11 protein-coding genes and 1 tRNA gene are annotated in these 13105 nt (G+C 38.9%); 4 read left to right on the top strand and 8 right to left on the bottom strand.

The window, feature by feature from the left end:
* On the top strand, positions 1 to 3177 hold a 3177-nt coding region (locus ABWO12_RS10845; protein WP_502902932.1), incomplete at its 5' end, for a RemA C-terminal-like gliding motility protein.
* 51 nt (positions 3178 to 3228) lie between these two features.
* On the opposite strand, the gene bioB is transcribed toward ABWO12_RS10845, so the two are convergent.
* Both bioB and ABWO12_RS10835 read right to left on the bottom strand, forming a co-directional pair.
* Positions 3229 to 4314, bottom strand: coding sequence for a biotin synthase BioB (gene bioB, locus ABWO12_RS10840; RefSeq protein ID WP_353088941.1), 1086 nt, complete (start codon positions 4312 to 4314; stop codon positions 3229 to 3231).
* Between the two features lie 53 nt (positions 4315 to 4367).
* Positions 4368 to 5321, bottom strand: a complete 954-nt coding sequence (locus tag ABWO12_RS10835) for a bifunctional riboflavin kinase/FAD synthetase (RefSeq protein ID WP_353088939.1) — start codon at positions 5319 to 5321, stop codon at positions 4368 to 4370.
* Between the two features lie 116 nt (positions 5322 to 5437).
* Between ABWO12_RS10835 and ABWO12_RS10830 the strand changes: the two genes are divergently transcribed.
* Positions 5438 to 8215 (top strand): reprolysin-like metallopeptidase, encoded by a 2778-nt coding sequence (locus tag ABWO12_RS10830; protein WP_353088938.1) that lies wholly within the window; start codon positions 5438 to 5440, stop codon positions 8213 to 8215.
* Positions 8216 to 8266: 51 nt separating this feature from the next.
* Here the strand turns inward: ABWO12_RS10830 and pth are convergent, their stop codons facing one another.
* The 3 genes from pth to ABWO12_RS10815 all read right to left on the bottom strand — a co-directional run bounded on the left by pth (position 8267) and on the right by ABWO12_RS10815 (position 10548).
* Positions 8267 to 8833 (bottom strand): aminoacyl-tRNA hydrolase, encoded by a 567-nt coding sequence (pth, locus tag ABWO12_RS10825; RefSeq protein ID WP_502902931.1) that lies wholly within the window; start codon positions 8831 to 8833, stop codon positions 8267 to 8269.
* A gap of 144 nt (positions 8834 to 8977) precedes the next feature.
* Positions 8978 to 9586, bottom strand: coding sequence for a 50S ribosomal protein L25/general stress protein Ctc (locus ABWO12_RS10820; protein ID WP_297517521.1), 609 nt, complete (start codon positions 9584 to 9586; stop codon positions 8978 to 8980).
* Between the two features lie 20 nt (positions 9587 to 9606).
* On the bottom strand, positions 9607 to 10548 hold the full coding sequence (locus ABWO12_RS10815; protein ID WP_353088936.1) for a ribose-phosphate pyrophosphokinase: 942 nt from the start codon (positions 10546 to 10548) through the stop codon (positions 9607 to 9609).
* A 159-nt stretch (positions 10549 to 10707) separates the two neighbouring features.
* Here ABWO12_RS10815 and ABWO12_RS10810 point away from each other — a divergent pair.
* Both ABWO12_RS10810 and ABWO12_RS10805 read left to right on the top strand, forming a co-directional pair.
* Positions 10708 to 10787, top strand: a tRNA-Leu gene (locus tag ABWO12_RS10810).
* A 41-nt stretch (positions 10788 to 10828) separates the two neighbouring features.
* Positions 10829 to 11089 (top strand): GIY-YIG nuclease family protein, encoded by a 261-nt coding sequence (locus ABWO12_RS10805; RefSeq protein WP_353088935.1) that lies wholly within the window; start codon positions 10829 to 10831, stop codon positions 11087 to 11089.
* A gap of 233 nt (positions 11090 to 11322) precedes the next feature.
* Here ABWO12_RS10805 and ABWO12_RS10800 read toward each other — a convergent pair whose 3' ends face one another.
* The 3 genes from ABWO12_RS10800 to ABWO12_RS10790 all read right to left on the bottom strand — a co-directional run bounded on the left by ABWO12_RS10800 (position 11323) and on the right by ABWO12_RS10790 (position 12880).
* Positions 11323 to 11919: a mobile mystery protein B gene (locus ABWO12_RS10800; RefSeq protein WP_353088934.1), complete on the bottom strand. Its 597-nt coding sequence runs from the start codon at positions 11917 to 11919 to the stop codon at positions 11323 to 11325.
* Positions 11910 to 12374, bottom strand: a complete 465-nt coding sequence (locus ABWO12_RS10795; protein WP_353088932.1) for a mobile mystery protein A — start codon at positions 12372 to 12374, stop codon at positions 11910 to 11912. Before ABWO12_RS10795 ends, ABWO12_RS10800 begins: the two co-directional genes overlap by 10 nt.
* A gap of 287 nt (positions 12375 to 12661) precedes the next feature.
* Positions 12662 to 12880 carry a helix-turn-helix domain-containing protein gene (locus ABWO12_RS10790; RefSeq protein ID WP_353088931.1) on the bottom strand — a complete coding sequence of 73 codons (219 nt, stop codon included), beginning with the start codon at positions 12878 to 12880 and terminating at the stop codon, positions 12662 to 12664.
* Between the last annotated feature and the right edge of the window lie 225 nt (positions 12881 to 13105).

The following is a 13105-nucleotide window of genomic DNA, read 5'->3' as shown; positions in this document are numbered from 1 at the left end:
ACAGGATTAATCGGTTGGGCCAATCCCAATGCGCTTTGTTTTGACCAAGTTTTGGTCGTAGTGACTGCGGCTCCGGGAATAACATTTGCTCCTACCGGCGATGGAAGTGCTTATACGGCCAATCCCGCTTTTGCAGCGTTCAATCAAGTCGTATATGCCTCCAGCGGAAACAATGTAAACATTACGGGATTAACCAATGGAGTTACCTATTATATCGAAATATTTGTGCGTAGTGGCACCGATTGGAGTTCGGGAGTCGAGGTGGCGTTAACCCCACAAAATATAGTTCCTACGGTATTGAAAACAGGAGACTTAATGTTGATAGCCTACGATAATACATCGTCTGGTGCCGACGATGCCATTCGACTTTTGTCATTAGTTGAGATTAATCCAGGAACAAGTTTTATTTGGGCTAACACAACCTATGAAACAGGAGGTATACCAGCGGCCAATGTCCGTACCGATAAATGGTACAGTTGTACAGTGCCGCCAAATGGGAATTTACCCTTCTTGGAGTTTACCTACACAGGAACGACTCCTATACCAGCAGGTTCTGTGTTTTGTATTAATACTGTTAGTGCAGGAACGGGTTCGACTATTTCAGTAGTTGATGGTTCAGGAACAACCTATAATTCTTTCACTATTTCAGGGCGAAATGCAGACGGCACAACCTTAACAAGCCACGGGAATGTAAATGTATCGAGTTCTGCTCCCGATTCAATGTTTTTATTGCAAGGATTTTTTACATACGACATAACGGGTTCTACTTTTACAGGAACCGTTTTATCTGGGGTGCAAGATGGTGGTGTATGGTATGAATTGACCGATAATTTATCAGCCATTAGCGGTAATAATTTTCGAAGATCAAGAAAGCATCCGCAACTCATTTGTGCTTCATTGCAAGCCAATACGACCACAGGTGCTTATGAAGTAAGTTACAACACGTCTTCAACAACATTTACTATTGGAAGCAGACCCTATTTGATTGGTTCCATCTTAAATTATACCACCAATTGGACGACAACTTTAGGTACATGTCCCACGAATTCTCCCTTTGTTATCAATGCATCAGACCCATTTAACAAATGGACGGGAGCATTGAATACAAATTGGTTTGACTGTAACAACTGGACACTTTTGACCGTTCCCGATGAGTTAACCGATGTGGTGATTAATGCTACAGCAGTAAATGATGCCGTTATAGATTATACAGCAGCCAATTCAGATACTTTTTCCGATATTGCAAAGTGTAAAGATTTGACCGTTTCAGGGCGTCGTGTCCAACTACAAGGAAATGCTTTAAATCGACTAGAGATTTATGGGAATCTTAGTCTTTCTGGGGCTGGGATTTTGGATATGGATGATAGTAATTCAAGCACTGCAGATGGGAATTTATTTCTTTATGGCAATTGGACCAATGCAGTTTCAGCAACACAATTCCAAGAAGGAAACGGAACGGTTCATTTTGTGGGCAGCGCTCCACAAATTATCAACGGGAATGCGCATGCCAATGTCGAACAGTTTTATAATGTGGTATTGGATAATGATTTTAACACCAACGTATCCAATAATTTATTCTCCCAAGGAAATCTGGAAGTGAAGTTGAATAAAATTCTAACCATCGGTTCCAATGATTATGTTTTTGCGTTCAATAAGCTAACGCTAGACGGAATTTTAAATATCAACAATACAGGGCAATTGATTCAAATCAATGAGACAGATACCAACGATGGTGATTATTCAGGGACAAAATTCCGAATGGATCGTACCACTTTAGCTCGCAATTTTGATTATGTGTATTGGAGTGCTCCAACAGAAAATGTAGCAGTAAATTCGTTACCCAATGCCTTGCGTTACGAATGGAATCCAACCTTTGCAAATCCCAATGGAACCCTCGGAAATTGGGCGATAGCTTCAGGAACGATGGTGCGCGGGAAAGGCTACATTGCTCGTGCTTCCAATGGGGCAGCAACGGCAGTTCCTTTAACGGCTACCTTTACCGGAAAACCACATAACGGCCAGTTTACATCTCCTATTTCACGTGGAAATTATGACGGCCCTGATTATGATGCTGATCTAACGAATCCAGATAATTTTGATACTACACGTTTTGATGATAATTGGAATTTAGTAGGAAATCCATACCCTTCAGCGATTGATGCAGAAGAGTTTTTGGTATTGAATCAAACGAAAATTGAGGGTTCCATTTGGGTTTGGAAGCATGGTTTGGCACCAACCTCGATAATAAGTCCGTTTTACAATAATTTCCAATACAATTATTGGGCTTCGGATTATATTAAGTATAACGGTTTGGGTTCGACAGAGCCCGATTCTTTTGCTGGAAAAATTGGAGCCGGACAAGGATTTATGGTCAATATGTTGCATTCAGCATCCACGCCAAATACGCTTGCTTTCGAGAATAGTCTTCGCGCAGATGCCTTGTTGATGCCTTACGACAATACCGATTTTTATCGAAATGCACAATGGTTTTCCAATCAGAAACACCGCATTTGGTTGGATATTGTCAATTCAACCAACGGAAATTCAGAACGAACATTAGTAGGCTATGCGAGTCAAGCCACCAACGGTCGGGACCATTTGTATGATTGTATTCACAAAATAACGGGGGAATTAAGTATCTATTCTTTATTGCAAGATGAACCCTATTCTATTCAAGGAAAAGGGCTGCCTTTTACAGGAAATGATCGCATTCCACTGGGGGTTTATGTGAATGCGCCAGGAACGTATGCCATAGCATTGTATAAAACGGACGGATTGTTTGCAGGACAGCAACCTATTTATTTAGAAGATAAAGTTGCAGGTGTATTTCATAATTTGAAAAATAGCCCTTACACGGTAACATTACCTAAAGGGGAATTTAACAATCGTTTTGAATTACGTTATGCGATTCCAGTGAATCCCAATCTAAATATCGAGTTTGTCTCTTATGAGGCGACAATAAAGGTGATAACGCAACAAAGAGTTATTTTAGTGCAAGCCGAAGAGAATATAAAAGAGGTAATGGTTTATGATTTGCAAGGGCGATTACTTACTCATTTGACAGCGGTTCACGATCTAAAAGCGCAAACAAGTCCAATTGAGGAGGAACAACAAACCTTAATTGTGAAAATTGTATTGGAAACCGGCGCTGTAATAACGCAAAAAGTAGTGTTATAAATCTAAAATATAGAAACGAAAAAGTCCCGAGTTTTATCGGGACTTTTTTTATTATTTACCTTTGATAGAGGCTTTAACGTTGCGTTCAATACTATGTCCTGGGCGCGACCATTTCGGTTTTTCACCCAGCGGTTGGAATTGTGAATCTTCTGCTTCCACGGTCTGTGGTTGCATAAGTTTAATAAATGGTTTTTGGGGTTGTAATCCTAAGGTTTCAAACATTTTCATGTCCTCATTTACATCGGGATTGGGCGTAGTCCATAATTTATCGCCAGCAAAAATTGAGTTAGCTCCCGCAAAGAAGCACATGGCCTGGCCTTCACGTGACATTTCAGTTCGTCCCGCCGATAAGCGTACTTGAGTTTCAGGCATGACGATACGGGTAGTTGCTACCATACGAATCATTTCCCAAATCTCCACAGGTTTTTGATCTTCCAAAGGCGTTCCTTCTACAGCGACAAGTGCATTGATAGGCACTGATTCAGGCTGGGGATTCAAACATGAGAGCGCGACCAACATGCCAGCTCGATCTTCCACGCTTTCACCCATTCCAATGATACCGCCACTGCAAACCGTTACGTTGGTTTTTCGCACGTTTTCAATCGTTTTCAAACGGTCTTCAAAACCTCGTGTCGAAATGACTTCTTTATAAAATTCTTCTGAGGTGTCTAAATTATGGTTGTACGCATAGAGTCCAGCTTCAGCCAAACGCAAGGCTTGATTTTCCGTAAGCATTCCCAAAGTACAACACACTTCCATGTCCAATTTATTGATGGTGCGCACCATTTCCAATACTTGGTCAAACTCGGGGCCGTCTTTCACATTGCGCCAAGCGGCTCCCATGCAAACACGAGAAGAACCCGCGGCTTTTGCACGAAGGGCCTGAGCTTTTACTTGAGTTACACTCATCAAATCATTTCCTTCAATGTCGGTATGATAACGCGCAGCTTGGGGGCAATAGCCACAATCTTCGGGGCAACCTCCTGTTTTTATGGATAATAAGGTAGAAACTTGAACCACATTGGGATCATGATGTTTGCGATGCACGGTGGCCGCCTCATACATCAAATCCATGAAAGGTTTATGGTAAATAGCCAAAATTTCTTCTTTGGTCCAATTGTGTCTTATTTCACTCATAGTGTGACGAATTTAGAGTTCAAAAGTAACGATTTCCCTTCATTGGGCAATAGTTATTTCGGAAGGTTTTGGAAGTATGCCATGGCCTGTTCTTTATCGCTGATAATCTGATTTTTAAGTGCTTCAAGCGAGTCAAATCGTTGCTCTTCACGAACAAATGTTAGAAATTCCAACGAAAGTTTGGAATCGTATATTTCTTGGGAAAAATCAAAAAGATGTACTTCTATGGTTCGAGTAGCACCCGAAACGGTAGGTCGATTACCAATATTTAATAAGCCTGAATAGAAGCTATTGTTGAAACTAACGCGCACCACATAAACTCCATTTTTTGGAATAAGTTTTTCTTCACAACAAGGAAGTAAATTGGCTGTAGGAAATCCTAAGGTGCGACCTAACTTTTGCCCTTTTACTACGGTTCCAGAAAGGATGTATGGATGACCCAAATAGTCTTGGGCAGTACTACAATCGCCGTTTTCCAATGCTTTACGAATCTTGGTAGAGCTAATCGTAATTGCATTGACTTCTTCTGCGGTAATTTGGACTACTTCAAAACCAAATTCCATTCCAAATCGAGTTAAATCATCAATATTTGCGGTGCGATTTTTTCCGAAACGATGGTCGTATCCGATGATAATTTTTTTAATATTAAACTTTTTGACCAAAATGTCAGTAACAAACTCCTCGGCGGTTAATTGCGAGAATGCTATATCAAAAGGATGAATAACTAAATGATCAACACCCGCATTACTAATCAAGTTCGACTTTTCATCGACGCAACTGAGTAAGTGCATGGGAATATCTGTTTGTAACACCGATCGCGGATGCGGATGAAAGGTAAGTACTACACTCTCCAAATCCATAATTTTTGCAGCTTCTATTATTTTATTAAGAATCTTCGCATGGCCCAAATGAACACCATCAAAAGTACCCAGTGTAAGTACTGTGCCTTTTGTTTTGGGGAAATCAGTGATGTTGGAAAAGGTTTTCAAGTGCATTAAAATCGGCACAAAGGTAGTTGATTTTTATGTTTAATAGCTATACCGCGTTGATTTCACATTTTTAATGTAAATTTCGCAATAAATTCGCTTATATTTGTTAGCTATTATAACCAATCTAATTAAAAATGAAAAAAATTTTATTACTTTGTATTTTTTTCCTTGGCTTGGCGGGAATGAATGCACAGACTGGTCGTTATTGGTCAGCAGCGGAACCCGATAAAGACTTAGAACGGGCTAAAGGAACTTTCAGAAGCACATTTCCAACGCAGTATAATTTGTATTCGCTAAATTTCGATCAATTAAAAAACAGATTGATGACGATTGTCGATCAGCCTGGCGCCACTTGTTTAATTACACTCCCCAATGCGCAAGGTAAGTTAGAGGACTTTGTGGTAAATGAAGCATCCAATTTTGAGGCTGATTTACAAGCACAATTCCCTGATATTCGAGCCTTTTCAGGTAAAAGTGCGCTAGATCCAACAGCCTACATGAAGTTGAGTATTGGTACAAGAGGCATAAAAACGGTTATATTTAGAGCTGGAACAACCAGTGAATTTATGGAGCCTTTTTCAGCGGATCGTACGATTTATGTGGTTTACAATAAAGCCAATAACGGTCCAAAACCCGCTTGGAAATGTGACGTGTTGGACGATGAATTTGGTGGATTAGCCAATCCTTCCTATAGAAATTCTGGTGGTAATGTTGTGTTGGCTAGCAATGGTGTTTTGAAAACAATGCGTTTGGCACAATCGTGTACAGCAGAGTACTCTAATTATTTCGGAGCTACTAGTGCGGCTCAAGTTAATTTGGTTATAGATGCCTTTAATGAAACCATGACGCGCGCCAATGGATGTTACGAAAAAGATTTGGGCGTTCACCTTAATATTGTTGCTGAATCTACGAATGTAATTTTTTACAATGCGTCAACAGATCCTTATTCTGCAGCGTCAACTGGTTCTTTGGGAGCTTGGAATACTGAACTTCAAAACACACTAAGTACACGATTGACGGGTACAGGAACAACCCTAGCGGCCAACAATTTAGCGTATGATATCGGACATTTATTTGGGGCTTCAGGTGGTGGAGGTAATGCAGGTTGTATTGGGTGTGTTTGTACCGATGATACAGCAAGCACCACTGACCGTAATAAAGGAAGTGGATATACATCTCCAAGTGATGGAGTTCCAGAAGGAGACACATTCGATATCGACTATGTAGTCCACGAAGTAGGTCACCAACTAGGTGCAAATCATACCTTTACCCATGCTAATGAAGGTTCTGGAGTGAATGTAGAGGTAGGTTCTGGTGTTACTATTATGGGTTATGCAGGAATCACGGATTACAACGCTGCAAACAATTCTATAGATTCCTATCACGCGTTATCTATTTCACAGATTCAAAGCAATTTGAATAACAAAGCTTGTCCAGTGTCCACTCCTCTTACAGGAGTTAATGCAACACCAACGGCCAATTCTGGAGGTAATTTTACAATCCCAAGAAGTACTCCTTTTATGTTAATCGGTTCCGGAACTGATGCTGATGGAGATGCTTTAACGTACAGTTGGGAGCAGGTTAACGTAGATACTGCCGGTGCTTTTACGGGTCCAAATAGCGTCGCTGCGGTTGGTAAGACAGGGGGTCCTAATTGGATTTCAAATTCACCCTCTACTTCACCAATCCGTTATTGTCCTGTACTTCCCACTGTTTTTGCGGGGAGTCAAACTACTGCTGGAAATGCGGGAATCAATGTTGAAGCATTGAGTTCAGTTGGTCGAAACTTAGTTTTTCGTTTAACAGTAAGAGATAATGCTACTTATGTTCCTAATGTGAAAGTTGGTCAAACCAATATTGCCAATGCAACTATTACTGTCGATGCCACAAGAGGACCATTAACTGTTACCTCGCAAAATACAAGTGGTATTTCTTATACTTTAGGTTCGACACAGTCGGTAACTTGGAATGTAAACAATACGAATACTATTACAGGAGGGGCCAACGTTGATATTATGATTACCACCGATAATGGGGCAACTTGGACAACCTTATTGGCGGGGACAACCAATGACGGGGTAGCCGATGTGGTCATGCCTTCAACTCCTGCAATAAATTGTCGTTTGATGGTGAAAGCGAGTAATAATATTTTCTTTAATGTAAACTCAAACAATTTCTCGGTAGGTTTTATTGTTACTACAGTTTGTAATACGTATACTAACACAACCCCTGTATCGATTCCCGATGGTTTAGGTGCAAATTCACCTGGCCCTATCGTAAATAGTACAATTAATGTCCCGCTAACTGGAAATATTTCGGATGTAAACGTTTCATTGAATGTTACCCATACTTATCCGCAAGATCTGGTTTTCCAATTGGCTCATCCGAACACGACTACTTTTGTAAATGTATGGAACAGAGCTTGTGCGGGGAATGATAACTTTAATGTTACTTTGAGTGACGGCTCACCTGCTTTTACTTGTGTGGCAAATATGACAGGCACATTTGCACCTTCTAGTCCACTATCAGCATTTAACAATTTACCTGCTAATGGTACTTGGACGATGTTTGCAAGAGATTTTTTTAATGTAGATACAGGAAGTTTGAACAGTTGGGCTATAGAAGTCTGTACATCTCAAGTCCAATTGAGCAATGAAACATTTACGCTTGATAATTTGGTTGTATATCCAAATCCAAATAATGGAGTATTCACGGTGAGATTCTCTCCTTCATCTAGTGACATTGCTGTTTCAGTTCACGATATTCGTGGTCGTGAAGTATACAATCGTGCGTATTCAAATGCAACAATCTTTGATGAGTCAATTAATGTTGGAACTATTGAAGCTGGAGTTTACCTCGTAACAGTGAGAGATGGTGCAAAAAAAGAAGTACGTAAAATCGTAATTCGATAATGTTATCTTATTAAACTATGAAAAGCTCCTTCGGGAGCTTTTTTTATGGATTTATTTTCCGTTAAAAGTATTCATTGTGGTGGCCAAACCGGCGAGTACAAAGGAGGTAATCGCCTCTCGGCAAAGCGTCAATCGTTCAGGTAGTGCCCTTTTTTCAGTTTCATCCCATTCGCCCAAAACATAGTTCACCTGTTGCCCTTTTTTAAATTGATCGCTGATGCCAAATCGAAACCGAGGGTATTCGGTGGTCGAAAGAACGGCTTGGATATTTTTTAAACCATTATGGCCCCCATCACTTCCTTTGGCTTTGATTCGAAAAGTACCAAAAGGTAAATTCAAATCATCAGTAATAACCAGTACATTTTCAATAGGGATGTTTTCTTTATCCATCCAATGTTTTACGGCTTTACCGCTCAAATTCATGTAGGTATTGGGCTTCAACAAAAACACGGTTTTCCCTTTAATTTTACACTCGGCCAGATCTCCTAATTTTACGGTTTGAAAAGACTCGTTTTCTTGTTTTGCAAAAAAATCTACTACTTTAAATCCAATATTGTGTCGGGTATTTACGTATTCAGCGCCAATATTGCCTAAGCCTACTATTAGATATTTCTTCATAGGTGATGTATTTTCAGAATTTGGTATTTTACGAAATAGGGAAAGAAACCGAACCATGAGTGCAAAAGTACTTCAAATGCCCTGCGTCTTCAAAAAAAAAGCACCGGAATTGTCCGATGCTTTTAGTAATCCTTATCGAAAAGATTATTTTTTCTTTCCTTTGGCTGCTGCTTTTTCGGCTTTGGCTGCTTCTTGAGCTGCTTTCATCGCCGCACGTGAAATCTTCACTTGACATACAACCGTATTGTCTGGGTGCATTAATTTGTAATTGTCGCTTCCTAATTTGGTTACATACAATTTGTTCCCCATTTGTAATTCAGAAATATCTGCATACACATAATCAGGAAGGTTTTTTGGTAATGCTTTTACTTTTAAACGACGTAAGTTTAAGTTTAAAACACCTCCTAATAATACCCCGGGTGAAGTACCAGTGATTTTTACAGGAACCTCCATGATGATTTCTTTGTCTTCATTTAATTGATAAAAATCAATGTGTAAGATAGCATCAGAAACTGGGTGGAATTGAATATCCTGTAGGATAGCGTTATACACCTTTCCTCCTAAATCAATCGCAACAGTGTGCGCATCTGGAGTGTAAACTAAACTTTTGAAAGCTTTGCTTTCTGCTTGAAAGTGTACTGGTTGTTCTCCTCCGTAGATTACGCAAGGAACCATTCCAGCATCACGTACGGCTTTCGTTGCCTTTTTGCCTACGCTTTCTCTTTCAGATCCTTTGATTGAAATTGACTTCATTATTTAGATTTATTAATTATTTACATTAAAAATTTTCCGCTAATGGAGTTGTTGTGTTGTACCATCTGCATCACTTCGGCAAACAGTGGCGCACAACTGACCACTTTAATTTTTGGCGATTCCTTTTTAAGCGGAATGGAATCGGTAACGATGAGCTCACCAAGCTGTGATTTTTCAATTTTTTCATACGCATCTCCTGATAGTATCGCATGGGTACAAATAGCTCGAACACTTAAAGCGCCTCGCTCAATCATCAAGTCGGCCGCTTTTGCTAAGGTTCCTCCGGTGTCAATCATGTCGTCCACAAGAATCACATTGCGCCCTTTTACTTCACCAATCAATTCCATCGTTTCAATGACATTGGCCACTTTTCGTTGTTTGTAACAAACCACTACGTCGGATGTCAAGAATTTGGAATATGCATAGGCTCGTTTTGAACCTCCCATATCAGGCGATGCGATAGTGAGATTTTCTAGATTCAAACTTTTTACGTAAGGCAAGAAAATCGTAGAAGCAAATAAGTGATCCACTGGTTTTTCAAAAAATCCTTGAATTTGATCTGCATGCAAGTCCATCGTCATTATCCGCGTCGCCCCAGCAGTTTCCAACAATTTGGCAATCAATTTGGCTCCGATGGGAACGCGAGGTTTGTCTTTACGATCCTGACGGGCATACCCAAAATAAGGGATTACAGGAGTAATGTGTCGGGCTGAAGCGCGCTTGGCAGCATCAATCATCAACAGCAATTCCATTAAATTGTCGGCCGACGGAAATGTCGAACAGACTATGAAAACCCGTAATCCACGAATGGATTCTTCAAAGGACGGCTGAAATTCACCATCACTAAATTTTGAGAACGTAACTTTACCTAGCGGCACCCCATAATGTTTGGCGATTTGCTCGGCAAGGCGGACACTTTGGGAACACGCAAATATCTTTGCTTCCGGTTCTTGATGTGACATTTTAATCGGTTGTTTAGTAGTGAGTTAGTGTGTGTTGCATTTATTGAGGTGCAAATTTAGAAATAAAATCTGACTGAAGGCCTATATTTTTCAGTATTTTTTTCTTGTTTATTTCAATTTTTGTGTACATTTGCACCCACAAAAAACACTAAAATCCATGCCCGGATGGCGGAATTGGTAGACGCGCACGACTCAAACTCGTGTTCTTAGGAGTGTGGGTTCGATTCCCACTCCGGGTACAAGACCTCTCACTACGAGAGGTTTTTTTATTCTATATGCCATGAAATATTACGTTTATGTTTTGCGATCTTTGTCTCGACATTACATGTATGTTGGACTTACCTCTAATTTAGAACAACGATTTTCTACTCATCAGGCGGGTCGAAATAGAACCACTGCTCCTTATCGACCATTTCAATTATATCATGTCGAAAGATTTTCTTCGCGTATTAAAGCACGTCATCGGGAAAAGTATTTAAAGTCGGGTAGTGGAAAGGAATTTTTAAAGGGTTTGAGTCTGGAAGATTTAGAAAATTCTTAGGAGTGTGTTAGTTCGACCTGCCTGCCGGCAAAGGCAGGTTCCCACTCCGGGTACTTTTACAAATCAAAAACCTCTAAATTTCTTTAGAGGTTTTTTTGTTTAAATAGTGATACAAATTCATCTAACTTCTTCTACTACTGGTAGATAATTCTTTTAGATTTTTTTACTATCTATGGTGCTGTAAATCTATTTACAGTTCAAAGATTGGGCTATAAACAAATGGCTTACAAAGATTATGATGTTGCAAAATCAATTAAAGGTAGCAAATCTTGTTGGTCTGCCTTTTTTACTGCTTTTATATATGCCGTTCTCGCGGCTGTTGCTTTGACCAAATTGGTACTACCCCAAGAGAAGATCTTTTCACCATATAATTTTTCCATTATCAAGTCTGCCATCAATCTGGAATGCCTTCCGTTTCCATTTGCAAAACAATGGATACTTACTAAACGGTGTTTAAAGCGAATTGCGATTTCCTGCGAATTATAGGTTTTGTTTTGTGTCCAATAAACAGCATCATCTAATAACTGCTTCAATTCAACACCAATTAAATAACACTTAATACCTATGTTTTTTTCAGAGGTTCTAAAAGTTCCTGCCCATTTCCAAACGTCTCCATACATACGTTTGTGTAAATCTTTGATAAACTTTTCTGAAAACAGTTGCTCTGCTTTTAGTTTTTTACCAAGGGTCCATTGTATTGCTTTTTCTATATTGAGTTGCTCAAATTCGTCCAATTCCTCCCGAGTGGTGATGGATGATATTTTTAACCCTTCTTGTTCCTCTTCACTCAAAGGCGTTTGCCCGTCTATGTAATCAATCTTTAATCCCATAAATACTTAGGCATTTCGTGTTTGATTTCTGCCGTTTTTTGCACAATGGCTTTTTCAATACGTTCTTTAGAATTTTGTTGGTCTTCCAATGTCATTGTATTGTTTGTTCTCATCACTATTTCAGTGGCTAATGCTGCGGCACGTTTTTCTATCATTTGTTCCAATGATTCGTGTTTGGAAACAAAACCATACACCAACTGCATGTCCATTGCATTAGCAACGTCTCGCAAGGAATTTAATGTTATAGTTCCAGCTATTTCTCTACGTTCTAATTGTCTTAGATTTTGAGCTGAAAAATTCATTCTATTTCCTAATTGGCGTAATGACATTTTCAATGCAGTACGCACGGTTTTAACCCAACCATTTGTTGGAATTTTATTGTCTTTAAGTGATTCAAAAGCTTTTAACTTTTTATCTACTTGTTCTAGTATCAAATGTTGTTTTGTGTTTTTCATAAACCTATAGGTTAAAAAATAAATTACAAATATAAACCTATAGATTTAAATAAAAAAATAAATTTAAATGTATGAATTTAAATATATTATATAAATTGCAAAATTGATCTTTTGTTAAAAAGCTGCTTTTTAAGATAGTACCCTATAAATTAATCAAATAAAGTTTTACACAATAAACTTTCAATACGTTCTATTTCTTTACAAAGATGGTTAGTCATTTGACTTGTGTTAAGTACAAAAGTTATTCAAAAGAAAGGCTTTTTTGTTTTATTTAAAGATTGTTTTTATCAATCGATTTCTGATAGTAGTTCCGACATCTTAACACCCAATGCGGAACAAATTTTTGAGAAGATATTGATAGAGAAGTTTTGTTTGCCATTAAGAATTCTGCGGATGCTTTTCTCGTCAATATCACAAGCGGATGCAAACTCCAAATTGTTACTAAACTTGGCTTTTGCTCTATCATTGATTAACTGACCTAGCTGTACTAATTGTTCTTCTGACATAGGTCAAAATTCCATTAATACTACGGCACATCATCGGCATATATGCCGATTGTAAAATTATTACTATATTTACAGCAAATTTTTTTATACTTTTGAAGTCTAATTACTTAACATTTAACAAAATGAAAAAAACAATACTCTTTTTGGTGATGGCTCTAGCTTTAACCACACAAACACTTTTTGCTCAAGTTCCATCGTATGTTCCAACCAATGGACTTGTTGGTT

The organism is Flavobacterium sp., from assembly GCF_040379285.1.
Taxonomy (GTDB): Bacteria; Bacteroidota; Bacteroidia; order Flavobacteriales; family Flavobacteriaceae; genus Flavobacterium.
The sequence above is the reverse complement of the archived record's forward strand: the minus strand, read 5'-3'. Positions and strand labels throughout refer to the sequence as shown.

What these genes read in the sequence shown, in the direction of transcription:
- bioB (WP_353088941.1), bottom strand. Translation starts at nt 4,314, where the DNA reads ATGAGTGAAATAAGACACAATTGGACCAAAGAAGAAATTTTGGCTATT.
- ABWO12_RS10830 (WP_353088938.1), top strand. Translation starts at nt 5,438, where the DNA reads ATGAAAAAAATTTTATTACTTTGTATTTTTTTCCTTGGCTTGGCGGGA.
- pth (WP_502902931.1), bottom strand. Translation starts at nt 8,833, where the DNA reads ATGAAGAAATATCTAATAGTAGGCTTAGGCAATATTGGCGCTGAATAC.
- ABWO12_RS10820 (WP_297517521.1), bottom strand. Translation starts at nt 9,586, where the DNA reads ATGAAGTCAATTTCAATCAAAGGATCTGAAAGAGAAAGCGTAGGCAAA.
- ABWO12_RS10815 (WP_353088936.1), bottom strand. Translation starts at nt 10,548, where the DNA reads ATGTCACATCAAGAACCGGAAGCAAAGATATTTGCGTGTTCCCAAAGT.
- ABWO12_RS10805 (WP_353088935.1), top strand. Translation starts at nt 10,829, where the DNA reads ATGAAATATTACGTTTATGTTTTGCGATCTTTGTCTCGACATTACATG.
- ABWO12_RS10800 (WP_353088934.1), bottom strand. Translation starts at nt 11,919, where the DNA reads ATGGGATTAAAGATTGATTACATAGACGGGCAAACGCCTTTGAGTGAA.
- ABWO12_RS10795 (WP_353088932.1), bottom strand. Translation starts at nt 12,374, where the DNA reads ATGAAAAACACAAAACAACATTTGATACTAGAACAAGTAGATAAAAAG.
- ABWO12_RS10790 (WP_353088931.1), bottom strand. Translation starts at nt 12,880, where the DNA reads ATGTCAGAAGAACAATTAGTACAGCTAGGTCAGTTAATCAATGATAGA.